The sequence below is a fragment of the Novosphingobium oxfordense genome (assembly GCF_044029435.1).
Lineage (GTDB): Bacteria > Pseudomonadota > Alphaproteobacteria > Sphingomonadales > Sphingomonadaceae > Novosphingobium.
The window spans coordinates 1,215,001-1,240,676 of sequence record NZ_CP147008.1; the positions used below are offsets into that span (position 1 = coordinate 1,215,001).

Annotated in this window: 26 protein-coding genes, 2 rRNA genes and 1 pseudogene (1 of these 29 running past the window's edge); 18 read left to right on the forward strand and 11 right to left on the reverse strand. The window is 64.0% G+C overall.

All coding sequences use genetic code 11. The annotated features are described in order from the left end of the window. From WBP07_RS28175 to WBP07_RS28185, 3 genes are all read left to right on the forward strand, one after another. Nucleotides 1-940: ribosomal RNA gene (locus WBP07_RS28175) — 23S ribosomal RNA — on the forward strand (it extends 1,853 nt beyond the left edge of the window). Between the two features lie 167 nt (nucleotides 941-1,107). Beyond that, a 5S ribosomal RNA gene (gene rrf / locus WBP07_RS28180) occupies nucleotides 1,108-1,222 on the forward strand. 293 nt (nucleotides 1,223-1,515) lie between these two features. Further along, on the forward strand, nucleotides 1,516-1,938 hold the full coding sequence (locus tag WBP07_RS28185) for a hypothetical protein (RefSeq protein ID WP_395396548.1): 423 nt from the start codon (nucleotides 1,516-1,518) through the stop codon (nucleotides 1,936-1,938). Between the two features lie 64 nt (nucleotides 1,939-2,002). Here the strand turns inward: WBP07_RS28185 and tnpC (WBP07_RS28190) are convergent, their stop codons facing one another. Continuing rightward, nucleotides 2,003-2,632 carry an IS66 family transposase gene (tnpC, locus tag WBP07_RS28190; protein WP_395398262.1) on the reverse strand — a complete coding sequence of 210 codons (630 nt, stop codon included), beginning with the start codon at nucleotides 2,630-2,632 and terminating at the stop codon, nucleotides 2,003-2,005. Here tnpC (WBP07_RS28190) and WBP07_RS28195 point away from each other — a divergent pair. Beyond that, nucleotides 2,579-2,710: a hypothetical protein gene (locus WBP07_RS28195; RefSeq protein WP_395396549.1), complete on the forward strand. Its 132-nt coding sequence runs from the start codon at nucleotides 2,579-2,581 to the stop codon at nucleotides 2,708-2,710. The two genes, tnpC (WBP07_RS28190) and WBP07_RS28195, sit on opposite strands and share 54 nt — an antisense overlap. Before the next feature lie 57 nt (nucleotides 2,711-2,767). Here WBP07_RS28195 and istB read toward each other — a convergent pair whose 3' ends face one another. The 6 genes and pseudogenes from istB to WBP07_RS28225 all read right to left on the reverse strand — a co-directional run bounded on the left by istB (nucleotide 2,768) and on the right by WBP07_RS28225 (nucleotide 7,583). Next, on the reverse strand, nucleotides 2,768-3,508 hold the full coding sequence (istB, locus tag WBP07_RS28200; protein WP_395395986.1) for an IS21-like element helper ATPase IstB: 741 nt from the start codon (nucleotides 3,506-3,508) through the stop codon (nucleotides 2,768-2,770). A gap of 10 nt (nucleotides 3,509-3,518) precedes the next feature. Next, entirely contained in the window at nucleotides 3,519-5,045 is a 1,527-nt protein-coding gene (gene istA, locus WBP07_RS28205) for an IS21 family transposase (protein WP_395395985.1), read from the reverse strand. A 178-nt stretch (nucleotides 5,046-5,223) separates the two neighbouring features. Then, nucleotides 5,224-6,225: pseudogene (gene tnpC / locus WBP07_RS28210) on the reverse strand (IS66 family transposase); the annotation flags it as partial. A 66-nt stretch (nucleotides 6,226-6,291) separates the two neighbouring features. Then, complete coding sequence (gene tnpB / locus WBP07_RS28215) at nucleotides 6,292-6,645, reverse strand: IS66 family insertion sequence element accessory protein TnpB (protein ID WP_009822160.1); 354 nt, start codon at nucleotides 6,643-6,645, stop codon at nucleotides 6,292-6,294. After that, nucleotides 6,642-7,100 (reverse strand): IS66-like element accessory protein TnpA, encoded by a 459-nt coding sequence (tnpA, locus tag WBP07_RS28220; RefSeq protein ID WP_395396550.1) that lies wholly within the window; start codon nucleotides 7,098-7,100, stop codon nucleotides 6,642-6,644. Before tnpA ends, tnpB begins: the two co-directional genes overlap by 4 nt. Nucleotides 7,101-7,133: 33 nt before the next feature. Next, nucleotides 7,134-7,583 carry a DUF2269 family protein gene (locus tag WBP07_RS28225; RefSeq protein WP_395398263.1) on the reverse strand — a complete coding sequence of 150 codons (450 nt, stop codon included), beginning with the start codon at nucleotides 7,581-7,583 and terminating at the stop codon, nucleotides 7,134-7,136. Here WBP07_RS28225 and WBP07_RS28230 point away from each other — a divergent pair. Continuing rightward, nucleotides 7,569-7,658: a helix-turn-helix domain-containing protein gene (locus tag WBP07_RS28230; protein ID WP_395396551.1), complete on the forward strand. Its 90-nt coding sequence runs from the start codon at nucleotides 7,569-7,571 to the stop codon at nucleotides 7,656-7,658. The two genes, WBP07_RS28225 and WBP07_RS28230, sit on opposite strands and share 15 nt — an antisense overlap. A gap of 34 nt (nucleotides 7,659-7,692) precedes the next feature. Here WBP07_RS28230 and WBP07_RS28235 read toward each other — a convergent pair whose 3' ends face one another. Together WBP07_RS28235 and WBP07_RS28240 are read right to left on the reverse strand one after the other, a co-directional pair. Next, nucleotides 7,693-8,865, reverse strand: coding sequence for a sensor histidine kinase (locus WBP07_RS28235; RefSeq protein WP_395396552.1), 1,173 nt, complete (start codon nucleotides 8,863-8,865; stop codon nucleotides 7,693-7,695). Beyond that, nucleotides 8,855-10,099: a sigma-54-dependent transcriptional regulator gene (locus WBP07_RS28240; RefSeq protein ID WP_395396553.1), complete on the reverse strand. Its 1,245-nt coding sequence runs from the start codon at nucleotides 10,097-10,099 to the stop codon at nucleotides 8,855-8,857. Before WBP07_RS28240 ends, WBP07_RS28235 begins: the two co-directional genes overlap by 11 nt. A gap of 147 nt (nucleotides 10,100-10,246) precedes the next feature. On the opposite strand from WBP07_RS28240, the gene WBP07_RS28245 reads away from it, so the two are divergent. From WBP07_RS28245 to WBP07_RS28270, 6 genes are all read left to right on the forward strand, one after another. After that, complete coding sequence (locus tag WBP07_RS28245) at nucleotides 10,247-11,482, forward strand: efflux RND transporter periplasmic adaptor subunit (protein WP_395396554.1); 1,236 nt, start codon at nucleotides 10,247-10,249, stop codon at nucleotides 11,480-11,482. A 15-nt stretch (nucleotides 11,483-11,497) separates the two neighbouring features. Next, nucleotides 11,498-12,175 carry an ABC transporter ATP-binding protein gene (locus WBP07_RS28250; protein ID WP_134096332.1) on the forward strand — a complete coding sequence of 226 codons (678 nt, stop codon included), beginning with the start codon at nucleotides 11,498-11,500 and terminating at the stop codon, nucleotides 12,173-12,175. An 11-nt stretch (nucleotides 12,176-12,186) separates the two neighbouring features. Continuing rightward, a complete protein-coding gene (locus WBP07_RS28255) occupies nucleotides 12,187-14,607 on the forward strand; it encodes an ABC transporter permease (RefSeq protein ID WP_395396555.1) in 2,421 nt (806 codons plus the stop codon). After that, on the forward strand, nucleotides 14,600-15,859 hold the full coding sequence (locus tag WBP07_RS28260; protein ID WP_395396556.1) for a TolC family outer membrane protein: 1,260 nt from the start codon (nucleotides 14,600-14,602) through the stop codon (nucleotides 15,857-15,859). Before WBP07_RS28255 ends, WBP07_RS28260 begins: the two co-directional genes overlap by 8 nt. Nucleotides 15,860-16,071: 212 nt before the next feature. After that, a complete protein-coding gene (locus tag WBP07_RS28265) occupies nucleotides 16,072-17,691 on the forward strand; it encodes a sensor histidine kinase (protein WP_395396557.1) in 1,620 nt (539 codons plus the stop codon). Beyond that, nucleotides 17,691-18,338 carry a response regulator gene (locus WBP07_RS28270; protein WP_395396558.1) on the forward strand — a complete coding sequence of 216 codons (648 nt, stop codon included), beginning with the start codon at nucleotides 17,691-17,693 and terminating at the stop codon, nucleotides 18,336-18,338. Before WBP07_RS28265 ends, WBP07_RS28270 begins: the two co-directional genes overlap by 1 nt. Here WBP07_RS28270 and WBP07_RS28275 read toward each other — a convergent pair. After that, a complete protein-coding gene (locus WBP07_RS28275; RefSeq protein WP_395396559.1) occupies nucleotides 18,335-18,760 on the reverse strand; it encodes a DUF6678 family protein in 426 nt (141 codons plus the stop codon). The genes WBP07_RS28270 and WBP07_RS28275 overlap by 4 nt on opposite strands. A gap of 55 nt (nucleotides 18,761-18,815) precedes the next feature. After that, nucleotides 18,816-19,106 carry a hypothetical protein gene (locus WBP07_RS28280; RefSeq protein WP_395396560.1) on the reverse strand — a complete coding sequence of 97 codons (291 nt, stop codon included), beginning with the start codon at nucleotides 19,104-19,106 and terminating at the stop codon, nucleotides 18,816-18,818. Between the two features lie 263 nt (nucleotides 19,107-19,369). On the opposite strand from WBP07_RS28280, the gene WBP07_RS28285 reads away from it, so the two are divergent. The 7 genes from WBP07_RS28285 to WBP07_RS28315 all read left to right on the forward strand — a co-directional run bounded on the left by WBP07_RS28285 (nucleotide 19,370) and on the right by WBP07_RS28315 (nucleotide 25,659). Beyond that, complete coding sequence (locus tag WBP07_RS28285; RefSeq protein WP_395396561.1) at nucleotides 19,370-19,720, forward strand: hypothetical protein; 351 nt, start codon at nucleotides 19,370-19,372, stop codon at nucleotides 19,718-19,720. A 153-nt stretch (nucleotides 19,721-19,873) separates the two neighbouring features. Beyond that, on the forward strand, nucleotides 19,874-20,962 hold the full coding sequence (locus tag WBP07_RS28290) for a hypothetical protein (RefSeq protein WP_395396562.1): 1,089 nt from the start codon (nucleotides 19,874-19,876) through the stop codon (nucleotides 20,960-20,962). A gap of 1 nt (nucleotide 20,963) precedes the next feature. Further along, on the forward strand, nucleotides 20,964-22,037 hold the full coding sequence (locus WBP07_RS28295) for a nucleotidyltransferase family protein (RefSeq protein ID WP_395396563.1): 1,074 nt from the start codon (nucleotides 20,964-20,966) through the stop codon (nucleotides 22,035-22,037). A gap of 139 nt (nucleotides 22,038-22,176) precedes the next feature. Then, nucleotides 22,177-23,157: a sterol desaturase family protein gene (locus WBP07_RS28300; RefSeq protein ID WP_395396564.1), complete on the forward strand. Its 981-nt coding sequence runs from the start codon at nucleotides 22,177-22,179 to the stop codon at nucleotides 23,155-23,157. 121 nt (nucleotides 23,158-23,278) lie between these two features. Beyond that, nucleotides 23,279-23,899, forward strand: coding sequence for a hypothetical protein (locus tag WBP07_RS28305; RefSeq protein ID WP_395396565.1), 621 nt, complete (start codon nucleotides 23,279-23,281; stop codon nucleotides 23,897-23,899). 118 nt (nucleotides 23,900-24,017) lie between these two features. Next, nucleotides 24,018-24,470 carry a tRNA (cytidine(34)-2'-O)-methyltransferase gene (locus tag WBP07_RS28310; RefSeq protein ID WP_395396566.1) on the forward strand — a complete coding sequence of 151 codons (453 nt, stop codon included), beginning with the start codon at nucleotides 24,018-24,020 and terminating at the stop codon, nucleotides 24,468-24,470. Nucleotides 24,471-24,555: 85 nt separating this feature from the next. Continuing rightward, a complete protein-coding gene (locus WBP07_RS28315) occupies nucleotides 24,556-25,659 on the forward strand; it encodes a Rieske 2Fe-2S domain-containing protein (protein WP_395396567.1) in 1,104 nt (367 codons plus the stop codon). The last annotated feature ends 17 nt before the right edge of the window (nucleotides 25,660-25,676 follow it).

Here is a 25,676-nt window from a genome sequence, read left to right on the forward strand (position 1 = left end):
TGTCGGGTAAGTTCCGACCTGCACGAATGGCGTAACGACTTCCCCACTGTCTCCAGGATATGCTCAGCGAAATTGAATTCTCCGTGAAGATGCGGAGTACCCGCGGTTAGACGGAAAGACCCCGTGCACCTTTACTGCAGCTTCAGAGTGGCATTAGGATAGAATTGTGTAGCATAGGTGGGAGGCTTTGAAGCACCGGCGCCAGCTGGTGTGGAGCCATAGGTGAAATACCACCCTGTTATGTTCTGATGTCTAACCTCGCACCGTTATCCGGTGCAGGGACCCTCTGTGGCGGGTAGTTTGACTGGGGCGGTCGCCTCCTAAAGAGTAACGGAGGCGCGCGATGGTAGGCTCAGGCCGGTTGGAAACCGGCTGCAAGAGTGCAATGGCATAAGCCTGCCTGACTGCGAGATTGACGAATCGAGCAGAGACGAAAGTCGGTCATAGTGATCCGGTGGTCCCTCGTGGAAGGGCCATCGCTCAACGGATAAAAGGTACGCCGGGGATAACAGGCTGATGATTCCCAAGAGCTCATATCGACGGAATCGTTTGGCACCTCGATGTCGGCTCATCACATCCTGGGGCTGGAGCAGGTCCCAAGGGTTTGGCTGTTCGCCAATTAAAGTGGTACGTGAGCTGGGTTCAGAACGTCGCGAGACAGTTTGGTCCCTATCTGCCGTGGGCGTCGATACTTGAGAGGAGTTGACCCTAGTACGAGAGGACCGGGTTGAACATGCCTCTGGTGTACCTGTCGTGGCGCCAGCCGCGCAGCAGGGTAGCTATGCATGGACGGGATAACCGCTGAAAGCATCTAAGCGGGAAGCCTCCCTCAAGATTAGGTATCTTCGAGTCGTGATAGACCATCACGTTGATAGGCCGGGTGTGGAAGTGCGGTAACGCATGGAGCTAACCGGTCCTAATAACTCTGTTCATGCTTGATGAATCCCACCATCAATGACAGCCCTGCCAACCCGTGAGACACAGTCTCACAAACCGGGAAAAGCAGCGCCAGTCTTGATGATCGGACGATCATCCAGCCAGATATTCAGCTCCGACAAGGAGCAGCACGGGAACCATCGATTAAAAAACAGCACGCCGTCTCCATTGCTTGGTGACCATAGCGTCAGTGACCCACCCGATCCCATCTCGAACTCGGCCGTGAAACCTGTCAGCGCCAATGGTACTGTGGCTCAAGCCCCGGAAGAGTAGGACGTCGCCAGGCATTGAAGCCGGCGTGCTTAAAAAAAACCCATCACAATGACAAAGGGCTAACGCCCTCAAGCAGGGCCCCAAAAGGGCCCTGTTCGCGTTCATCAAGAACGCAACAAGTAGCAAGGGGGCTTTCGCCCCCTTTTTTTGCGTTCCGACAACGCTGAGCGTGCATTGCGTTAGCGTGATATCCGTAAGCGTCCGCCCAGGACCGTTGGCAGCAGAAAACGCCAACTTAGCTGCCGTGGGCAGACATTTTCGTCAGTCGCCCTAGCCGACGTTCGCAATGGACCTTATCACTCTCATATGCACGCTCATATCGTCAGTTGCCTCGCTGTCCTCCTCGCATTGTCCGGCTGCGGAAAGTGGGAGCCGAAGAGCAAAGTGAAATCGCCAGATGGCAAAGCGGTGGCCGTTGTCGAGACCAAATTGAGCGGGGCTTCTAGTTCGAACCGGACTAGGATCAGTCTTGAGAATGCCGGCGATGGCAAGCTGCTCTCGCCCGGCGAAATAGTTTCGGCTGACGGCGCCATTGTCGATCAAATTCAAGTCGCCTGGGTAGGGCCGAATGTTCTGAGCATCGCTCTATGCGAAGCGACAGATTATCAAGTCCGCGCTCGCGTTCTCCGTGATCCTGTCACGCTACCGGATGGCTCCGTGAACGCAGTGTCGATCAAGGTCGAAAACTGGCAATACTTCGAGACGCAAAGGGCCTGTAAACCTGGGTAGGGTCACCTTTGCTGGATTATCGTGCGGAACCGAACTGTGTCCGGCCCCCGCGACAAATGCGCGTTCACGCCTGCTGGGTGGCACAGTTCCAAGGCAACAGTTCGTCGATCCGGTTGATCGGATGCCCCTTGCCGATGCGATCAAGTACGTCGGCTAGCCATTCCTGCGGATTGACGCCGTTAAGCTTGGCGGTCTCAAGCAGTGAATACATGGCAGCAGCACGCTCCCCACCGCAGTCGGCGCCTGCGAACAGCCAGTTTTTGCGGCCGAGACAGATGCCACGTAGCGCATTCTCTGCCGGGTTGTTGTCGATCTCCAGCCTACCATCGTCGGTGTAGGCGAGCAGTTGCGGCTTCAGCTTCACGCCATATCGCAACGCCTCAGCCAGCGGTGACCGGGCTGAGGCCCTGGACAGCACATCATCAGCCCAGGCGAAGAAATCCAGCGCCTTGAGCTTCGAGAGCTTGCGAGCCTTGCGGCGGAAATCCGCCGGCTCACGTACGATCTGCCGCTCCACGTCGTAGAGCTCGCCGATTATCTGCAGCCCCTGGAGCGCGGCCGAGTTCGGGGCTGCCTTGTAGACATCGTTCAGCTTGCGCCGCGCATGGGCCCAGCAGGCAACGGGCGTGATCGGCGCAGGTTGGCGGTCACTCGCGTAGAGGCGCTCGAAGCCAGCATAGGCATCGGCCTGCAGGAATCCCGCAAAGGTCTGCGGATTCCGATGATCCCGGTCGCCTGTTCCAATCTGATCCCGGCCACCATTCCGATTTGATCCCGGCCGGGTAGAAGCCAGATCGTTTCGCTTGATGGCATTAGGGATTGACGGTGGTCAAGCGGCGGTTTGGGTCGCAGGCCGGCGCATGGAATCTCCCTCGAGTTCGAGGCGGTGTGCATTGTGAACGAGGCGGTCCAGGATGGCGTCGGCGTATGTCGGATCGTTTATGGTCTGATGCCAGCGGGCCACGGGAAGCTGGCTGGTGACGAGCGTGGAGCGTTGACCGTAGCGGTCCTCGAGAATTTCGAGGAGATGATGCCGGGCATTGCCGTCGAGCGGCTGAAGACCCCAATCATCCAGGATCAGTAGCTCCACCCGGGCAAGGCTTTTCATCCGGGCGGCGATACGGCCGTCTCCCTTGGCCAGCGTCAGTTCGTCGATCAGCCGGGGCAACCGGGTGTACAGAACCGAACGGTTATCGCGGCAGGCCTTGTGGCCGATTGCACAGGCCAACCAACTTTTGCCGATGCCAGTCGGGCCGATGATGGCCAAGTTCTCGTGCCTGGAGATCCATTCCCCGGCCAGCAGCGTTTCGAAGAGCCGGCGATCAAGGCTGCGGCGCGTTCGGTAATCAACATCCTCAGGCACGGCGCGGTGCCGCAGCTTGGCATGTCGCAAGCGCAGAGCGAGGCGTCTGTCATTTCGGTAGGTGGCCTCATGGTCGAGCAGCAGCGCCAGCCATTCTGCGTGACTGAGACTGGCTGCATCATCGTTGCTTTCCATCTCGGCGAAGGCCTTGGCCATGCCGGCGAGGCCGAGCTGGCCCAGGAGGTCCAGAGTGGGATGCTTCAGCATTCTTGCTCCTTCAGTTGTAATAGCTCGAGCCGCGGATGTTGGAGTGGATGATCGGCTCTTGCTCGGGGGATTGGGGAACCGGGACCTGATCGAGGCCCTTCTCGAGGATCGATTTGACCGACGGGTAATTGCGCGCCTGGATTTCCAGCGCGCGCAGCGCCGCGGCCTCAAGCCGTTGGGCGCCGAAGCGCCTCTCGAGCCCGATGATGCCCAAGCATGACCGGTAGCCCTGTTCCGGATGGGGCTTTGCCTCGATGACCTTCTCCACCAGCAAGGACAGCATCGGTCCGATCCGACCCGCCTCTTCGCGGATCTTCGCCGGCGTCCATTCGCCGTAGCGCCGATGACTGGAGGGCATGTGCTCGGGGACGGTGGTGTGCCGGCCATTCCCGCTGCCGCGCATGTGCACGGCGATACGCTCGCCTCCCAGGAAGATTTCGACCGTACTGGCAGTGAACCGGGCTTCGACCTCGCGGCGCGCGAAGCGGTGCGGGACCGAGTAGTGATGCCGCTCAATCGCGATATGATAATCGAGCCCGACGCGGCAGCGGCGCCATTCGGCATGAACCCACGGCTCTGCCGGCAGCGGCTTGAGGTTCGGAACATCGACTTCGTCGAAGAGCTGGCGGCGCGTCTTGCCGAACTGGCGCAACACCCGCCGATCATTGAGATCGGCAAGGCATTCGGCGATCGCTGCATTCACTTCGGCGAGGCTGTAGAAGATCTGGTTACGTAAGCGGCCAAGCAACCAGCGTTCGACGATACCGACGCAAGCCTCGACCTTGGCCTTGTCCCGCGGCTTGCGCGGCCGGGTCGGCAGGATCGCTGTACCGTAATGCCGGGCCATGTCTGTGTAACTGCGGTTCACCTGAGGATCGAAGTGACAGGCCTTGATCACCGCCACCTTGGCATTGTCGGGCACCAGCAACTGGGGAACGCCGCGGAAGAAGGCGAAGGCGGCATTGTTGCCCGCGATCCAGTCAGGGAACTGCTCGGTCCATGTCGCCAGCGCAAACGACAGGCTCGATCCGCCCATTACAGCGACGAAGATGTGGGCACCGCGGACTTCCCCAGTCCTGCGGTCCACCACGACCGGAACCGTGTCGCCAGCGTAGTCGAGGAACAGCTTCTCCCCGCCGGCATGGCTTTGGCGCATGACCAGCGGTAGGCGGCCTTCCCACCGACGGAATAGGTCGCAGAACCGGCTGTAGCGATATCCGTCTGGATGTTCGGCGCGGTACTCCTCCCAGAGCACCTGCAGCGTCACGTGTTTGCGCTTCAGCTCGCGCGCGACCAACGGCCAGTCCGGCTCGGGCAGCTTACGTCGCCCAGGTTTGACGCCGGAGGGGCCATACAAGCGGCCCTCCAGATCTATGTCGCCGATCTCGGCCGGAACCGGCCACGCCAATCCCGAGCGGTCGAAGCGCACGATCATGTCGCGCACTGTTGATCGAGCAAGGCCAGTCAGTCGGGCGATCTCGCGCATCGGGACACAAGCCTCCCGATGCATTCTCATTACTTCGCGCACATGGCGCATCTTCGGCCTCCTCGTCGGCATCTCCATCCTCCGGCTGCTGCGCCGATAAGATGGACCCAACGATCGGGCTTCTCACTCCCTCCCGGGTGGCCGGGAATTGCTCGGAATGGTGGCCGGCATCATCTCGGAATCCCGGCCGGGATCAAATCGGAATGGTGGCCGGGATGACCCCGGAATCCGCAAAGGTCTTGAGATGTTCGCGCGGACGCTCACCTTTGCGATCAGGGCTGTAGCGGAACAGCGCTGCCGGCTTGTCCAGATGGGTCCATCGTCGGTTGTCGCGAAGGTAGACCCATAGCCTGCCAGTCGCTGTCTTCCCGGTCCCCGGCGCTAGGACGGGAACGGGTGTATCGTCGGCGTGGAGTTTTACGCTGGCCATGACGTGATCGGCGATCCGATCGACCAGCGGCTGCAGCAGCCAGCTTGCCTGTCCGAGCCAGTCCGCCATGGTCGAACGGCTGATCTCCACGCCCTCGCGAGCGTAGATCTGTGACTGGCGATACAGAGGCAGGTGATCAGCGAACTTGGAAACGATCACATGGGCCAAAAGGCCGGGACCCGCACGGCTACGCGGCACGGGAAGCGCCGGGGCCGGTGCCTGACTGATCGCATCACAGCGGTTGCAGGAAAGCTTGGGTCGGACGTGACGGACGACGCGAAAGCGGCCGGGGACACATTCCAACACTTCGGTCACGTCCTCGCCGAGCTTGCCCATCGTGCCCCCACAGGCGGAACAACCATCGGCATCCGGCGCTGCGTGAATAACCTCGTCGCGAGGGAGATGGTCGGGCAGTGGTGCACGGCGCGGCTTGCGAGGGGCAGCCTTGACCGGGGCATCTTCGGGCACATGGCCCTCGATCACACACTCGGCATGGGCATGCTCGGCTTCGAGATCCTCCAGCGTCAGTTCGAGCTGGTCGGCCTGGAGCGCAAGGCGCTCCGAGGACTGACCGAACTTCATGCGCCGAAGGCGGGCCAGTTGGACCTTGAACTTCTCGATCTGCAGCGCGGTTAGCAGAATCGAGTTCTGGGCGGTCTCGAGCTTCTCGCGGGTCGCGTCATGGGCCGCCCGTTCGGCTTCCAGCGCCTGCTCCGAAGCCGCCAGGCGTGCGCGCATCGCCTCGGCGAAAGCGCGCAGTTCTGCGGGATCAGAGGGGAGTTCGAGATCGTCGGGAGACACGCTTCCCGATAGCAGAATCCAGCCTTCCGCCCAAGGAGAAAGCCCGGAAATACGCCGATTATCGCGTCAAATCTGCACCGGCAGACGGGGCGGATCGGGAGCTACGGTGCGCCGCCAATCCATCGCTTCGATCAGCAGCGCAAACTGCGCCGGGGTCAGCACAACACCGCCCTCGATGAGCGGCGGCCAGACGAAACGGCTGCGTTCCAGGCGCTTGGCGAACAGGCAAAGTCCTGTCCCATCCCAGTGCAGCGCCTTCAGGTAGTTGCCGCTCTTGCTGCGAAACAGGAAGACATGCCCGCCATAGGGCTCGACCGCGAACAAGGGACGCACCAGCGCGGCAAGCCCGTCGAACCCAAGCCGCATGCTGACCGGTTTGCTTGCCAGATAGACCTTCGTTCCGGGTGCCAGCGAGATCACGAGACATCCTGGAATGCCCGCAGCACGAGGGCCAGCGCCTTCTCGTTGACATAGCTGTCCACTGACAGGCGAACGCCGCTCGGCAGGTCTATGTCTATGGCTCCAGGGCGAGCACCGGGATGGGGACGGATCAGATCCTCCGGCGCTGACAGTATCGGTGGCGAAACGGGTCGCGGTGCCTTCTGGGGCTCAGGCACAGCCGGCGCAGGTGCAGGCTCCGTCGTCATGATCGCGCCGTAAGGAATGAACTCGAGCGCCTCGCTGGCGATGCCCGCCGCCTGGCGGCGGGCCGACCGCCAGTTGTAGATCAGGCTCTCGGCAATCCCGTGGCGTTCAGCGACCTGGCGGACGGATACGCCGTCTGCATCGGCCTCGGCGAGGATCGCCGCCTTCTCGGCATCCGAAAACTTCCTGCGCCGCTCGGTGCGCGCGATGATCTCCACCCGATCCTTCACCTGGCCTCCTTCTGGAGTCCAGAAAGAGACTCCTTAGCGGAGGTCCATCAGCGCCGAGCCGAAATGCCGCAACACGCCCGAGGGCGGACGCTTACTGATATCCGGCTTGGCAATCATGAGCCAAAAGATGGCGCGAACGCCGATGTAGGCGGGCCAGCCGAGTGCGAACCACCAGCAGGATAAATGGAAGTAGCGTGCCGGCAGCGGCACTTCGTCCAGAGTTTCGTCTGCAATCCGGCACATTGTGATCCGGATAGCTGCCATGGGCAGCCAATACGGCCCGACCATTGCATAGCGCAGCATGGCCGTGACCAGCGAGCCGGGAAACGTACGCGAACTGCGCGCCGCCGCTCGCTGTGCGGGGAGCGGCGGGTCTTGTTGTTGAACGGTGATAGGGGGCTGCGGGCGACGTTCGAAGAGGAAATCGCCGTGCTTGAGTGCCGACAGATTACAGGAGTGCTGGCGCGGATGGGCAACAACCATACCCACGCTGCCCGTGAGCTTGGCCTGTCGCGTGTGGGATTGCCAAGAAGATGGACCGGATGGGCTTGCGATTGATAGCAGGCGACGCGGCCGATGCTCAGGCCCGCGGTTATTGCGCATCATCGGAGAATGGTGCCGCCCCCGGCAGAAGCAGGCGAAAGGTCGTCGGCTCGGCGTGCTGTATCGAGAGCGTGCCTCCGTGCGCATGCGCGATCTGCCGGGCGAGGCTGAGGCCGATGCCCGTGCCGTGGGCTTTCGTCGTGTGGAAGGGGCGGAAAATGGCCGCTTCGCTGCCCAGCGAAATGCCGTTGCCATTGTCCCTTACGTCCAGGGCCAGCCCGGCATCGATCCGGTTCACGGCTATCTCGATCCGCGCATCTCCGCCGCGATCGGCGGTTGCGGCTTCCGCGCCGTTCTGGATCAGCGCCCAGAGGGCCTGGTTGATCTGATCGCGGTCCATCGGCCAGGCGGGCACGTCTGCGACGTCAACTGTCAGAGCAACTTGCGGCCAGCGGCCTGCGAACAGCCGGGTAAGATCTTCGACGAGCTGCGCGATCGAAACCGGGCGCGTGCATGGTTCGGGCAGGCGAGCCAGCGCGCGATAACCCTCCACGAAGCGTTGCAGGCCCTCCGCATGCCGGGTCAGCGTGCCCAGTATCTCCCGCAGTAACGCCCTGTCGACAATGGCACCGGGAACGGGCGTATCGATCGCCGCGATCCCGCTCTCGGCAAGCGAGGCGATCGGGGCCAGGCCGTTCAGCAGTTCGTGGCCTAGGACCTGGATCAGTTCGGCGGTGGCCCGCGCTTCGGCCGCACGTTCTTCTTGCTCGATATCGATCAGGGTCACGACGGTGCGGTTTTCGGTGGCCAGTAGGACCCGGTCGATGCGCCAACTGCGGCCTTCATGGCGAAAGTGGCTCATGTCCCGGTCCGCCAGCGCGGGCGGCATCGGCAGTATCCTGTCATCGGTGGCGAACAGACGCCGCGCCGCACGGTTGAGTGCGCGCGCGTCGCGCTCCCCCTCGATACTGAGCATCGGCGTTGGTGCGGCGTCGAGCAGAAGCCGGTGCGTGGCCACTTCCACCGGCGCGATCGGAGGCACCGCAGCCGCGGGTCCGGCTTCGCGAATGAGGCTCCAACCATGGAGGAAGACGATCCAGACCGCGATCAGCGCCGCACCCGTCACGGTGCCCCAAAGGCCCTGATGCCACGCCTCGCTAGCAACGATCCCGCAGGCGACTAGCCCAAGGCCAGACAGGATCGCGCGCAGTTTATAGGCCATGGCGCGCCATGCGGCGATAGAGGGCGCCGCGGCTGAGGCCCAGCGCGGCAGCGGCATGCGTCACGTTATGGCGGTGTTCGCGCAGGGCAGCCTCGATCATGGATCTTTCGGCATCGGTAAGATCGAAACTGGCATCTGCCGGTCCGGTGAAAGGCGATTGAGCGGGAAGCGCCAACGCCGCCGCATCGATCGTGCCGTGGTCTGCCAGCAGGACCGCACGCTCGATCGCGAGGGCGAGCCCGCGAACTTCATCGTTCCATACCGTCGTGCGGATCGCCTCTTCGGCAGCCTGAGTCAGTTGAGGGAGTGGACGACTGAAGCGTTCGGCCGCCAAGCGCGCAAAATGCCGCGCCAGAAGTACTGCATCGTCCCCCCTCGTGTGGAGCGGAGGAACGGCGACCTGCACTGTCGCGAGCCGGCGGCGCAGCGCGGGGGTCAGTGCACCCAGATCGTCGGCAATGGCGATACAGCGCAGGCCGTGCGGCAGGCGATCCAGCAGGCGGGCCTGCGTAACTTCGTCCAGCCTGTCAGGATGACGCAGGATCGCGGTGCCCGTGGCGCCGGACAGCCGCTGCCACGCGCTTTCGTCCCGCAAGTCGATCCGCAGCGGTTCGCGGGCCGCATCCAGCGAAGCGGCATGGATGGCAAGCGCCGTCAGCATGCGGCCGCCGCCCGATGGGCCGGTCACCGTTACGCCCGCCGGAGTGGGCGCGACGCGGCGGATCATGTCGCGCAGAGCCTGCATCGCGGCGCTTTCGCCGAGCAGCCGCACCGGTTCACCGCTGCCACTTTCCATCGCGGCGAAGGTGGGCACGACAGGCGCTCCGCGCGCGATTGCCGCCTCCACTTTGGCAAGGAGTTCGTTGTTGCGCCACGGCTTCATCGCGAAGTCGCGCGCGCCTGCCTGCATCGCGGCCACGGCGATCCGGATGCCGCTATGCGCGGTGATCACGATCACGCAGGCGGCCGGATCGTCGGCCATGATCCGCGCCAGCAGCGCCAGTCCCTCGTCCCCGTTCGACTGGCCGGGGGAGAAATTCATGTCCAGCAGGATCGCGTCGAACCGGCGCGAAGCAAGACGCGACAATGCCTCTTCCGGACCATTTGCCGTCTCCAGCCGGCGGCCGGCCATGCGGAAGGCGATCTCCATCGCGCCGGCGACGGCGGGATTGTCATCGATCAGCAGAATCGCATTGTCGCTTGACGCTTCGCCGGACTGTCCACTTCCGGACACTGTGTCCGGACCCGAACGTTCACCTGTATTGGCTTCGTCAGAAAATCGTTGATTCATCGATGGTTAGGCTTTCTGACGAACTTGGGTGACACTGTCCCCATGATGACCGAACAGCCTGTACATGCAACAGTTTCTCCCGGAGCGGAGATGGACCGCAAGGTTGCCCGTCCGCGTGCGCCGCTGTGGCGCCGACCGGCCACTTTGGCGACGGTGGGGGCCGTTGTCGCCGCCATTTTGGTCTGGAGGATGTTGCCGGCCAGCGGCTCAACCGATGTGGCTGCCGCGGACATCGAGACGGGCATGGTAACCCGCGCGCCTTTCGCGGACTATCTGCCGGTGCGCGCCACCGTCGCGCCGAAAGTGACTACGCTGGTTGGCGTGCTCTCCGGCGGGCAGGTGGAAAAGCTGCTGGTGCAGGACGGCGTCATGGTCACCGAAGGCCAGCCGCTGGCGACCCTCGCCAATCCCGAACTGCGATTGGATGTGCTGACGCGCGAGGCGCAGATCGCCAGCCAGCTTGGCGGCGTCGCGGGCGAGAACCTGGGCATCGAGCGCAACCGCATCGACCGCGCCGGCCAGGTCGCGCAGGCCAGCTATGACCTGATCAAAGCCCGCCGCGAACTGGCCATTCGTCAGCAGCTCTACGATCAGGGCTACCTCGCCGATGCCGGGGTCAAGAGCTATGCCGAGGAAGCGGCCTATCAGCAGAAGCGACTGGCCCAGTTGCAATCGGGCAGCAGCCGTGAGGCGCAGATCACCGCGACGCAGGGTGCCCGTCTGGACGACACGCGCGGGCGGTTGGAGCGTAATTTGTCCGCCGTGCGCGCCAGCCTCGACGCGCTGACGATCCGGGCGCCGATGGGCGGCCGCCTCACCAACTTCACGATCCAGCCGGGGCAGGCGCTGAAGCCGGGCGATCCGGCGGGGCAGGTCGACAGCGAAGGGTCGTGGAAACTCACCGCCGATGTCGACGAATACTACCTGCGGCGCGTAGCGACAGGCCAGAAGGCCGCCGTGGACGGTTCGCGACTGGTCGTCTCCAAAGTGCTGCCGGCAGTCAAGGACGGCCGCTTTCGCGTCGAACTGACGTTCGAAGGCGCACCGCCCGCCGGGCTCAATCGCGGTCAGACGCTGGACACGCGCATCACGCTGGGCAGCACCGCGCCTGCGCTGGTGGCGCCAGTAGGCAGTTGGATGGAATCCAGCGGCGGTGCCACCGTTTTCGTACTGGACGCCGATGGGGCCCATGCCCGTCGCCGCGCGGTGAAGACCGGCCGCCGCAATCCCGAACAAGTCGAAATCCTCTCCGGCCTCAATCCCGGCGAACGCATCGTCACCTCCAACACTTCGTCCATCACGGGCGACGTTCTCAACCTCCGCTGACAGGGAACCAATGACATGATCCGACTGGAAAAGATCCAGCGCCGCTATGTTTCGGACGAGGTCGAGACGACCGCGCTGCGCGACGTCGACCTGACAGTGGAGGCGGGCGAGTTCCTGGCCGTGATGGGGCCGTCCGGCTGCGGCAAGTCCACCTTGCTGAACACGCTGGGCACCGTCGATCGCCCCACCGGCGGCCGTTACATGTTCGGGGACAGCGATCTGGCCGCGATGAACGAAAAGGAACTGGCGAAGTTCCGCGGCGCGACGCTGGGCTTCGTGTTCCAGAGCTTCAACCTGATCGACGAACTGACGATCGAGGAGAACGTGGCGCTCGGCCTGGCCTATCGCACCAATGCCGGCGATCGGCGCTCCAAGGTTTCGGCAGCGATGGACAAAGTCGGCATCGCCCACCGCGCGCGCCATTTCCCACACCAGCTTTCAGGCGGCCAGCAGCAGCGCGCCGCAATTGCCCGTGCCATCGTCGGCGATCCGAAACTGATCCTGGCGGACGAGCCGACCGGCAACCTGGACACCGCCAATGGGGAGCAGGTGATGAACATCCTGCAGGCCCTGAACGACGAGGGCGCCACCATCGTCATGGTCACCCACTCGCCCAGCCACGCCGACATGGCGAAGCGCCGGATCGACATGCTGGACGGCCGCATCGTCGCCTCCGCTGCAAGAGCCATCTGAGGGGCAGACCGATGAACCGCTTCGCTTTCATATCGCTCTATCGCTCGCTCACCCGCCACAAGCTCTATGCCGCACTGAACGTTGGCGGGCTCGCGCTGGGGATCGCGGTATTCCTGGTCCTGGGGCTCTATGCCCGGTTCGAAAGCAGCTTCGAACAATGGATCCCGCGCAATGACCGCATCTACGTGGTGCAGACGGTTTGGAACCTGCCGGAAAGCCCGTTCAACGGCGCCTATAACTTCACGATGGGCGGTCTTCTGGAACAGATGCGCGAAGACTTTCCCGGGGTCGTCGGCACCCGCATTCGTGGCGGCGAGAACGGCGGCTCAATCATCAGAGGAGGAGTGGCGACATCGGTTGACGTCGCACTTGTCGATGCCTCTTTCTCCAAGGTATTTGACCTGCCGATGCTGCGCGGAAGCGGCGAAGCATTGCGCCGCCCGGATGCCATTCTGATAAGCGAAACGCTTGCGCAAACCTATTTCGGCAAGAGCGATCCCATCGGACAAACGCTGACCGTGGCGACGGACAAGACCGCAAATTACCGCGTCGCCGGCATATTCCGCGATCTGCCGAAAAGCACCGATCTGAAATTCTCGGTGCTGGTGCCAATGCCCGCCACGTCGACGGAGTCGTACTGGTATCGCTGGGGCAGCACCTCACTCCAAACCTTCCTGCGCTTCGACAGACCCGAGGATGCGCGCGCTTTCGAACAGAGGATGCCGTCCTTCGTCAATCGCCGCGCGCTGAAGGATATGGGCAAGGATGCGTGGAAGACCCAGCAACTCTCGCTCTTGCCGATCACTCGCATGCATCTGGAACCGCAAGGCCCGGCCAGCGCCAGCCGGAAGATCACCGTCGTCACGCTGGGGATCGTGGGAGTGCTCACGCTGCTCGTCGCAATCGTCAACTACGTCAATCTCGCCACCGCCCGTAGCAATCTGAGGGCGCGGGAAGTCGCCATGCGCAAAGTGCTGGGTGCGGATCGTGGCGTACTGGTCTGGCAGTTCCTCTGCGAGGCCGTTTTGACCGTTGGCGTGGCAGCGCTGTTCGGACTGATCCTTGCCGAGCTTGGTCTGCCACTCGTCAATGCCGCCGGAGGGCTTTCGCTCAGCATTCCCTATGCATTGGTTGTGCCGGGACTGATCGTTCTGACCATAGTGGTCGGCGTGCTGGCGGGCTTCTACCCCGCCATCCTGCTTTCCGGCTTCCCCGCCGCAGCCGTCTTGGCTTCGGCCAGAAGCCCCGGCGGCGGCCGATCGGGCACCCGCATTCGCGAGGCTCTCGTCATCCTTCAATTTGGTTTGGCCATCGCGTTCATGGTCGGCACTACGGTGCTGGTCAGCCAGACTCGCCATGTGCGCCAGTCCGATCTTGGCTTCCAGCGCGATGGGTTGCTGATCGTAAGTTCGCTCGCCAGCAACCTGATCGACCCCGCACAGCGGCGATCAATCGTCACAGCTATCCGCGCGTTGCCAAATGTTAGCGAGGTTACCATCGCAAACAATGCAGCAGGCGGAAGCGGAGAGAACAATGCCCAGAACGTGCCCTTGCCAGGCGTGGCAGGGGACGGTCCTTCGCTCCGCTGGATCGCCATCGGGCCGGACTTCTTCAAGGTCTACGGTACCCGGTTGCTGGCAGGGCGCGTATTCGACGATGCTCACCGTGATGACGATGCTTCAGTGCGCGCGGCCGGTGAGTCTATCAACATCGTCATCAACCGCCGGGCCATCAGCACGCTGGGCTTCCGCTCCGCGCAAGAAGCCGTGGGCAAGACTGTCGGCGGAGGAACGCCGCGCACGATCATCGGCGTCGTGGACGACATGCGTTTCTTTTCCCCCCGGGAACCCAACAGCGCAACTTACTACGTCCACTACAGGGAACCGGAAAAGATCGACACAGCCGTCGGCTCGGTACGTTTCCACGGCGATCCGCGCACCACGATGGAAGCCATTGGCAAGCTGTGGCAGCAGATGGTTCCGCAAGTCCCGTTTGACGGCGCGACTGCCGATACCCAGCTCAACAAGTTCTACGAAGCGGACGATCGCGCCACGCGGCTGTTCGCCATCGGGTCGGGGCTGGCGGTGCTGATCGGCTGCGTCGGGCTCTGGGGTCTTGCCTCCTACAACACCCAGCGCCGCATCAAGGAGATCGGCATTCGAAAGACACTGGGCGCGTCGTCCCCCGACATTGCCAAGCTGCTGGTTGGCCAGTTCCTGCGGCCGGTGCTGCTCGCCAACCTGATCGCGTGGCCGCTGGCCTTCGTGGCGATGCGGACCTGGCTGGCCGGGTTCGACGACCGCATCGCGCTATCGCCGCTGTTCTTCCTCGGCGGCAGCGCTTTGGCCACGGTGATCGCGGTGCTGACGGTTCTGGGCCAATCGCTGCGCGCCAGCCGCGCCGCTCCGGCATGGGCGCTGCGCCATGAATAAGCGGACGAAATGGATGACGGCATGGGGCGCGGCGTTGCTTCTGGCGCCCCCAGCCTCGGCCGAGACGCTGGGTGATGCGATCGCGTCGGCTTATGAGAGCAATCCCGAACTGGCCGCGGCGCGGGCGCGGCAGGATTCGCTTGCTGAGACCCCGGAACAGGCCCGCGCTCTGGCGCGGCCTACGATGTCGGTCGGCGGCGATGCGGGGTACGACAGCCAAGGCTATGGCCGCTCGGCATCGCTGACGGCGAGCGCCGATCTGCCGATCTGGACGGGGGGCCGTGTCTCCTCCGCCGTGCGTGCTGCCAATGGCGATGTCGCTGCCGGAGAGGAAGGGCTCCGCGATGCGGAGGCGGCGATCCTGCAGCGCGTCGTCGGCGCCTATGCCGCGCTACTCTACAACCAGCAGGCCGTCGAAGTGGCGCGCGTCGGCATCGAGCGTCTGGACAACCAGGTGGCCGAGGCGCGTTCGCGCTACGATCTGGGCCAAGGCACCCGGACCGACGTGGCGCAGCTGGAAGCGCAGCGATCCACCGTCATCGCCAATCTGGCCGATGCCGAAGGCGCGCTGGCTACGGCTGCCGCGTCCTATCGGGCGGTGGTGGGGCGGGAGGCGGGGGCGCTTACCTCCGAAGTCGCTCCGCCGATCGCGCTTCCGGTAAGCGGCGAAGAGGCGCGCCGGGCCGCGGAAGCCGCCAATCCCCAGTTGCTCCAGCAACGACACGTGGTGGAGGCGTCCGCCGCGCGGGTAGATCGGGCGCGGGCAGAGCGTGCGCCCTCGCTCGATCTGGGCGGGGCCTATGGGCGGGGTGGCCGGCTTACCAATGGCAACGTGCAGAATTTCGAAGCGGCGGGTTCGGTCGGCATGACGCTGCGGGTGCCGCTGCTCACGGGCGGGCTGGTCTCCTCCCGCGTGCGGCAGGCGGAGGCGGACAACCGTGCCGAGCGCTTTCAGGCGGATGCCGCCGAGCGTGAAGCGGTTCGCGCGTCCGACAGTGCCTGGGCCACACTGAAGGCCGCGCAGGGCAGGCTGCAGGCCAACGTGGAGGGACTGGCCGCTGCGGACATCGCTCTCAAGGGCGTTCGCACCGAATATGGCCTGGGCCTTCGATCCACGATCGATATCCTTGTCGCGGACCAGAGCTTTCGCGCGGCGCAATTGGCGGTCGCTCTGGCCAGATCGGACCTCCTTGTCGCGCAGGCGGCGCTTTTGCGCGCCGTCGGCCGGTTGGACGGCGGGGCCTATGGCTGAGCCATCGACGGGCCCTGCGAAGGGCAGGCGGTCGATTTGGTATTACGCCAATTCCTCCCTTGCGGGGGTAGGCGGGCTCGCGCAGCATCGACGGGTCGAGAAGCGGGCGGGCGATGCGGAGCCGGCCGGCGAACCGGCGGCGAAGGCCAGTGAAGGGGGAAGTGACCGGGGATATCTTCCCTTCCGCTCTGCGCCACCGGACCGAGGGTTTGATGGCCAAGACACGATCCGCGCAGAGACTGTCCCTGGCGTACCGGATCGACCGGGCCGATCCTGAAACCCTGATCGCCATCGCGCGTCTGCTGGCATCCAGCCTGTCGCTGGTGGCGGTCTTCGTGGACCCGACGACGCCGCGGTCGAATGTCAGCGAAACCTATGCCGTCCTGTGCGCCTATGTGCTGGTCAGCATTGCCTTTCTGGTGATCCCGATCCCACCGCGCCGCCGCGAAGCCTCACGCATTCTGCAGACGGCCATCGACATTCTTACCCTGGGGGTGCTGGCGCACTATTCGAACGACCTTGAAAGCCCGTTCTTCGTCTTCTTCACTTTTGCCCTGATCAGCGCGACCATGCGGTGGGGCTGGCGCGGCGTGCTGGCGACGGCGGCGCTGCTTCAGGTGCTGCTGTTCATGGTCGCAATCCCCGATCTGGGCAAGCCGAACTGGGCGATGAACGTCCTGCTGATGCGCTTCGTCTATGCCTGGGTCGCGGCGCTCATGCTCGGCTTCTTCGGAAGCTATCGGGGGCGCAACGAACGGCGCCTGCAGGACCTGGCGGCCTGGCCTATCCGGATCATGCCGGACGATGATCGGCCGTGGCTGGCGGAAACCTTGCAGCACGCTGCCAGAGTGCTGGGCACCGATCACATCATCGTCGTCTGGCAGAATCAGGACGACGAACACGCCACGATCGGATTCTGGACGGGAGAGCGCTGTGAATTCGTGGACGATGTGGACCTGCCTGCCTCCCTGCACGAGATCAAGGCGCAGGCCCCGGTCGACCCGCATGGCATGCTGAAGCGGCTGAATCCGCGCCGCATTACCGTGGCATGGGCCGATATGTTGAACGGCGCGAAGCAGTCGCTGCACCTCACCGAGTTCGAGGGCATTCACTATCAGGGTCTGGTCATCGTCATCGATCCGCCGTTTCGCGAGGAGAACGTGGAAGCCCTGACGCGGATCATCGGGGCGCGGATCGCGCTGGCGCTGGAACAGTTCGCGATGTCGCACGGGCTGGCGGCGGCGGCGAGCCTCAAGGAACGGGTGCGCGTGATGCGCGATATTCACGACGGCGTGCTGCAGGATCTGACGGCGGCGGTCTGGCAGCTGGATGCGATGTCCAGGGCATTGCCGGTCAAGGCGCAATCCACCGTGGTGCGCGTTCGCAACCTGCTGCAGCACCAGCATTCGCGGCTGCGCATGCTGGTCGACGCCACGCGCCCGGGCCGCGGCGGCGGCTTGCTGAAGGATCAATTGTCCGCCCTGGTCGAACCGCTGGCGACCCAATGGGCATGCAGGGTGGAAATCGCCGTCGATCCCGAAGACCTTCAGGTCGGGGACGAGACCGCTGCCGAATTGTGCCTGATACTGTCGGAGGCGACCGCCAATGCCGTGCGGCACGGTGCCGCGGGCGCACTTCGGATATCGGTTCTTGCCGAACACGGCGACCTGCACGTCAGTATCGAGGACGATGGCTGCGGGCTGGAAGCGCGGGCCGCGCTGCCGCAATCGCTGCGCGGACGGATGGAGGATATCGGCGGAGCCCTCGTCGCGGTGGAGAGCGAGCGCGGGTGCCGCCTCCACCTGACGTTCCCGGCAGGGAGCAATGGCTGATGACCAGGCTGGTCGTATGCGACGATCACCACCTTATCCTGGGCGGGATCCAGATGCTGCTGGAGAACGACAGCGATCTTCACATCGTGGCCACAGCCAGCGATGGCGAAACGGCGCTGCGGCGGATCGGTGAACACCAGCCCGATATCGCCCTGGTCGACGTCCGCATGCCGGACATAGACGGACTCGCTCTCCTGGCCAGGATCAACCAGAACGGCTGGCCTGTGCGGGTGGTGCTGCTGAGCGCCACGATCACCGATGCGCAAGTGATCGAGGCGGTGGCCGGCGGCGCTGCCGGCATCGTTCTGAAAGACATGGCGTCCACGACGCTGGTCGAATGCCTGCGGACGGTTGCCGGCGGCGGGCAATGGTTGCCGCGCCAGCTCGTCGCCTCCGCAATCGGCCGCAGCCGGGCCGAGGAGCGCGAAGCATCGCCGTTCGAAAGCCTCACCCGCAGGGAATGGGAAGTTACCCGCCTGCTGGCGGACGGAAAGTCCAATCGGGACATAGCGGCGGAGCTTGCGATCACGCTTGGCACCGTCAAGATCCACCTGCACAGCATCTATTCCAAGCTGGGTGCCGACAACCGCACGGCCGTCGCGCTGATGGTCGCGCGGAGCATGCGATCGCCGTCCCGGCCAGCTTAGCGGACGTGGCCCAGAATTCGCAGGCCCGTGGCTGTATCGTGCAATGGGAATTTCTTGCCCGAAGCCGTGAGAGAAGAGCGGACCGCCTCGATATTCTGAGCAACCTGCTCTGCGGGGAGGTGGTCGGCGCGCGGCAATACCGCGATCGCGGGCACTTCGATCCACTCGATCCCGACCAGTGGAAACGGACCGAATTCCAGGCTGTCCGCGAAGGCATGCGGCGCATGGAGCCAAGGCACGTCCATGGTCTTGGCGTCGGCACCATCGATGAACTTGACGATGATCTGCCGAATGCCAGGGGCTGCTGCCTGCAAGGCCGAAAACACGGTTCGCCATTTCGTGTCCGACATCAGGGATGCGGAGAAGGACCGACGGACGGCGGAACGGTCATGCCGCAGTTCACGCGAAAGATCCTGGGTCATGCCTGATCAAGCTCCGGATACGTGATGTCCGCCACGTCGAAAGGATGGACGTCGATCAATCGAAGCCCTCGGCCCCGCCTCGCTCCCCGACGCCGTGCGGCAGCGGTGCGAGGCAAAACCAGCATACGACCATGCCCACCCCGCTCAAGCAGACGACGAGCGATAGGCCGATCACCCAATCCAGCGTCAGATTGTCGATTCTAAGAAACGAACGCAAAGCCAGCGGAATGACAGGCAGCTGCAGCCATGGGGCCAGTTGCCAACGCAAGGCAAAGGCGCGCTCGGACCGCCCCATTTGAGACGCCTTCTCGGTCAAATGGCTCTTGTACCGGGCAAGCAAATTCATTGGGCAAAGCCTATGTCACGCGCGAAGGATGCCTGCAATGTCGGCACGTCGGACCGGCAAGTATCGGTTGAAGAAACAAACTTCCGCTGCGCACTGCCTGTGCCGGCCTTAGCTGACGCGTCTGGCGCGGCGTGAGCCACCTCGCTCATGAGGGCTATATCCTGCGATAGATGTGTGTGCGGGCTGGAAGGCGTATTCAGGATGGCATGTTCCGGCCATGCGCTGGCGGAACCGTTCTGATGCAACGGTATGGGGAAACAGTCATGGAAGACCGCGATTCCGATCTCATCGGTGCTACCCATAGGCGAGATTTCCTGAAGACGGCCGGGCGCTTCGCCCTGACCGTGCCGCCAACCATGACCGTGCTGCTGTCCACCTCCTTGTCCTCACCCGCGATCGCTGCCTCAGGCGGCGGTGGTGGCGGTGGCGGCGGTGACGGTGGAGGCGGGAGCAGTGGTGGTGGCGATTCCGGTGGCGGCGGGGGCGGCGGCGGCATCGGTGGTGGCATGGGCGAGGGTAGCGGCGGCGGAGGAGGCGGTGGCGATCGCGGCGGCGGAGGCGGCGGTGATCGTGGCGGCGGACCCGGCGGTGACGGAAAGTACGGTAAGGGCTGATCTGCCTCTGTGAAGAGCCCCCAGGCCACTTGTGTATCCTCCCTAAAGCGCCCGCATTCCGCAGCGCAGTCGGCCGAACTTGCGGGCGAGCCTGGAGTGCCTCACGGCGACTGCGCACCGGCCATGTCACCGTGCTGGCAATTTGCGCCCGGCGTGGTTCTCCTCCCGCTTGCCGGCTACCAGGCACTGTTCTGCGAAGCGGCGCAGAAACTTTACGCAACCGACCTTTTCGCGGCCGTCGTCGCTCGCCGACTTGCCGAAGGACCGGCGCCGCTGGACAGCATCATTGCGGCATGCGTTCGGCTGGGGATGGCGCCAACCGGCGTCGCCGATGCGGTCATGGCGTTGTTGGGGCTGTGGTCGGATAGCGGTTTGCTCGCCATCGCTCCGCCGTTGGATCGCGAGGTTTCCGGCCGCTTCCGCTTCGAACTGGCCGGTGTAGCGATAGACGTCTCAGTCATCGGCGACGCGCCCCTTCCGGATATCGACTGGCCGGCGCTTTGCACAGAGCCGGCAGGCGTACCTGCGGCTTGTTCCTGGCAGATTCGTGCCGGTCCGCAGCGAGGCGCCGAACCCGATGTGGTGATCGCCCGAAACGGCGGGATTGCATGTATCGTCAAGCCGGCAGAGGCGGTGCCGACGCTCAAGGCAGGGCTGGTCGATAGTGTTCTGAGGGCGACTGACCGTATCGCCCTGCATACCGCCATGCTTGTCCGGCACGGGCGCGCACTTCTGCTCAGCGGGGCGCCGGGGGCGGGCAAGAGCACGCTGGCAGTCGGGCTGACGATGGCCGGCTTCGGGTATGCGGGAGACGACATTGCCCTGCTGGACGAAGACGCGATGCTTCAGGGCGTGGCGTTCCATCCCACGCTCAAGCAGGGTTCGTGGGACCTGTTGCCCGCCTGCCGCGATGTGCTGGCCGCTGGTCGCGTGCACCGGCGGCGCGACGGTGCCGTCCTGCGCTATCTTCCGGTGTCGGAGTCGTGCCGGGATCGCCATGAAGCGGGATGGATCGTGGTTCTCGACCGGCAGGAGGGGGCGCCGGCGCGGATCGATCCGATCGAACCGCTCGCCGCGCTTGAAACGCTGCTTCAGGGTGCGTTTTCCCGCAGCGGCCGATCCTCCGTCAGCGATCTGCGGGTTCTGGGGCAGCTCGTTTCGGGAGCGACCTGCTGGCGATTGACCTACGGAAACCTGGAAGGCGCCGTGGAACTGCTCGACCGTGCCACGAAAGCGGCATGACATGACCAGGATCGGGGCTTTCGCTGCGGCTCTGGACGGCAGGATCGATGCAAGCGGGATCGATCCTGGCGGCTGCGATTGGGAGGATGTGATCGGCCAGGCGAACCGGACGTTGACGACGGCCGGGCTTGCCTTGCACTGGGCGGAACGGCCGGAAGTTCCCGAGGATGCCCGCGCGTTCCTGACCGCCGTTCTCGATGCGAATGGGGAGCGCAATCGGCGCTTGATGGTGCTGCTGGAAGAAGTGCTGGGCGTACTGGACGGCATCGGCGCCGTGCCGATCCTGCTCAAGGGAGCGGCGCTCGTCCTGACACCGGGAACCTCCGCCATGCGGAGCCGCATAATGGGCGATATCGACCTGATGCTGCCCGCCGGCGCGATGCGGGATGCCCACAGGCGGCTAGGCCAAGTCGGCTTCGTGGTGCATGACGATCGGGGCCTGCCCGATGCACCGATCGTGCTCTATCGCGAAAGCGACGTCGGCATGGTCGACCTCCATGCCCGGATGAAGGGCAGCAATCCCCGTTTCGACCATGCGCTGCTTTCGGCACATTGCCGGCCCGTCACGGTCGGCAGCCGGGAAGCGCTGCTGCCCTCCGCCGCCGCGCAGGCGGGCGTGCTGATATCCCACGATCAACTTCAGGAACTGGATTACTGGCGCGGCGTGATCGACATGCGCCACCTTGTCGATCTGGCTGACTTGTCTCGATCCGGTACCGGGATCGACTGGCAGATCCTGGACGATCTGTTCGGTGCCCGTCAGTCACGGCGCGCCCTTCGCGCCCAGTTGCTGACGCTGCGCGCGCTTTTCGAGGTGGCCGTGCCTCAGGAATACTGCACCGGCCTGTGGCCCCGGATCCAGCATCGCCGCCAGCTTCTGCAGGCCGAATGGCCCGGGTTGCGCTGGCCGCTCACCTTGTTGGCTCTTGCCTTGCAATTGCCGCGCGCCGTTCGCGATGATCCCGGGCCGCTGCCGGGCGGCGTGTCGCCGGGCTCGCTACCTGCGCGGTTTCATCGCGCGGGCTTCATTGCGCGCAAGGCCGTGCGATCGCCGGGGCCAGGCAAATATTCCTGAAAAACGGGGGCAAATCCCGCCTGCGCGAAGGCCAGCGGCTGGCTCCTGCAATTGCTGTAGACGTTGCAAAAAGTTCGTATTACCATATTCAGTATTAGTATTACCGAAATGGGTGGTCACGTAATACGAGGGCAGGCGCATGGACGGAGTTCGGGTAGGCAAGAGGCTGATAGGCACCCAGGCGCCAGTCACCGTGGGATGGGAAAACATCCCTCGCGTGGAAGGCGGGCGGGTGAAGCAGTTCGTTTTCACGTGGTTCCAGCCCACCGTGTTGTTCGCGCTGATCGCGTTCTGGTACTACGCCCCCAACTCCATCGCCAAGGCATCGACCGCGATCGGCATCGGCATCGGCTTCCGGGCGCTACTGCTGGTGATGGAATGGTTCTTTCCCCGCCATGAGAGCTGGCGGCTGACCTGGAAGGAACTGGTCACCGACCTGTTCTATGTCGGCCTTGGCTACACTGTGCTGAGCATGATCGATGGCTACATCGGCGATGGCGTCATGATCGAAGCCATCCAGCACCAGTTCGATTGGGACAAATTCGCCTGGTTCACCGGCCTGCCACTGCTGGTGCAGGCCTTCATGATCTCTTTCATCTTCGATTTCGGGCAATACTGGATGCATCGCGGGATGCACAACTGGTACCCGCTGTGGCTGCCTCACTCTGTGCATCACTACATCACGCAGCTGAACATCAACAAAGGCGCGGTGGGCAATCCGGTGGAGCTTTTCCTGATCGGGCTGGGCATCGGCGGGTTCTTCGATTTCCTTCCCCGCGCCGCTCTCCTTGCCGGTGCGATCGGCCTTGCGGTCGGCAGCTACCAGCACATCAACGTCCGGTTCAATTCGCCAAAGTGGTGGCGCTTCCTGTTCCACACGACCGAGCACCACAGCCTGCATCACTCGCAGGATTTCGAGGCCAGCCGCAGCAATTTCACCAATACCTACATCTTCATCGACCGGATGTTCGGCACCTGCGTCGATGGCGAGGCCGAACTCTTGGGCATGGAAGGCGGCCGCCGCATGTCGATCCGCGAGCAGATGACCTTTCCCTTCACCGAGGCGTGGAAGTCTCTCAGGATGCGGTTCGGCCGGCCGGAGGCGGTGCCGGCGGAGTGACGGACACCGTATCGCCCGGCGCTCATTCCTCCACCCATTCGGCACGTTCCGGCCATGACCGGCGGCATCCCGGCAAGGCCATGCGCGGCGCTATCGACACTTTCCCCCGACAGGAGATCGCATGAATTCGCGCCTTATCGACTGGATCTGGCATGTCAGGGGCAGTCTGTCGCTCGCCCCCGGACAATCGGGAGCCGAAGCTTTCGACAGGCTGGACCCGCTGTTTCGCCAGGCCGGCACCAGTCATGAGCGGACGAATGACACGCTGACCTTCCGCAAGAAGGATCAGGCGGCGCAGGACAGGATGTCCGTCTTCGACGGTGGCGTTTTGCGGATCGAGAACGGACGGGCCGGGTCGGTGCTGCACTATCACCTGACCAGTCGGGCCTTGTTGTGCTGCTTTCTGGCGCCGCTTCTGTTCCTGGCCTTCGCACAACTTACGGTGGCCTTGGGCAAGCTTGAAAAGCCACCGGCCGAAGCATCGGATGCCTCGAAAAAAGGGGGCAAGAAGGATGCGGACATGCCGATGAATCCGATCGACAAGGCGCTGGGCGCCCCCGCACCCGAAAAGCCTGCCAAGGGCGAAAAGGACGGCGAGAAGGCCAGGGACGGGGACAAGTCGCACTCCCCCACGGCCGCCTATGTCTTCGCGGCGATCTTCGCGGTTCTCTACTTGGTCGGACGCATCCTCGAAAGCAGGCTGGTCAGGACGCTGTTCAGGAAGAGCTTGCTGGGCGCGTAACTTCCGGCCGCTTATTGGGCGCCCAATAAGCGCTCAACGCCGGCGCGGCGCCGGACATTCGGCGGCGCGGACCAACCGCACGCTTGCACGGCCGGTTGGCCGGCGGCAATGAGCGGCGATGCGCATTGCTCTTTTCGAACCGGAAATTGCCGGAAACGTCGGCGCCGTTCTGCGCCTTGGTGCCTGCCTGGGCGCGGCCGTGGACCTTATCGAACCGATGGGGTTCGAGTGGGATGATCGCCGGGTTCGCCGCGCGGCGATGGATTACATCGATCATGTCTCGGTGACGCGCCACGCCGATTTCGCCGCGTTCCGGGCGGCATCCGGCACGCGGCGGCTGGTGCTGTTCACCACCAAGAGCCAGGAATCGATCTACGATTTCAGCTTCCGGCCCGACGATGTGCTGCTCTTCGGAAAGGAAAGCGCAGGGGTGCCGGCCGAAATCGCCGAAGCCTGCGATGCGCGGGTGCGCATTCCGATGCGGCCAGAGGTGCGTTCGATGAATCTTGCCATGACGGCGGCGCTCGCGCTGGGCGAAGGCTTGCGCCAGACCGCCAGTTTGCCGGGCTGACCGGAACTCCGACACCAAGGCTCCGCTTGACATTGGATCCAAAAGATCGATTATTGGATCCAATAACGGTGTTTTGGAGCAGAGAATGAACGGCAAACCGCAGGCTGAATCCACCCAGATCTGGCTGAAAGACGCCTGGTACGTGGCCTGTACCCCCGACGAGATTGCGGAAAAGCCGCTCGGCCGAACGATCTGCGGCGAACGCATGGTGTTCTTCCGTGGCCCGGATGGACAGCCGGCGGCGCTGGAGGACTTCTGCCCCCATCGCGGCGCTCCGCTCTCGCTGGGTTTCGTGCGCGAAGGGCGGTTGGTCTGCGGCTATCACGGGTTGGTCATGGACTGTCTGGGCAAGGCGGCGGAAATGCCGGGCCAGAAAGTCGGCGGCTTCCCGGCCGGGCGCCGCTTCGCCGCGATCGAGCGCTACGGCTTCATATGGGTCTGGCCGGGCGATCCGGAAGCGGCCGATCCCGCGCGGCTGCACCCGTTGGAATGGGCGGAGAGCGCGGAATGGGTCTATGGCGGCGGTTACTACCACATTGCCTGCGATTATCGGCTGATGATCGACAACCTGATGGACTTGACGCACGAAACTTATGTCCATGCCAGCAGCATCGGCCAGAAGGAGATCGATGAGGCCCCCGTCCGCACCCGCGCGGATGAACGCGAAGTGGTCACCAGCCGGCACATGGATGGCGTGAAGGCCCCGCCGTTCTGGCGCATGGCGCTGCGCGGCGCCGGGCTGCCCGAGGATGCGGTGGTCGACCGCTGGCAGGTCTGCCGCTTTTCGTTGCCCAGCCACGTGATGATCGAGGTGGGCGTGGCGCTGGAAGGGCAGGGCGGTTACGACGCGCCGGAAGAGGCGAAGGCGTCCAGCATCGTCGTGGACTTCATCACCCCCGAAACCGAGACCAGCCACCACTATTTCTGGGGCATGGCGCGCCGCTTCGCGATCGACGATCCGGCTCTGACCGACACGATCCGCGAAGGCCAGGGCAAGATCTTCGGAGAGGATCTGGATATGCTGGAACGGCAGCAGGCCAACCTTCTGCGTTGGCCAGAACGGCGGTTGCTGAAGCTCAACATCGATGCCGGAGGGGTGCGTTCGCGCATGATGATCGACCGTGCCATCGCAGCCGAGACTATTCCGGTGGAGAGCGAGGATTGTTGGGAGACCGTCGATGCGGTTTGACAGGCCGCGCTGACCGG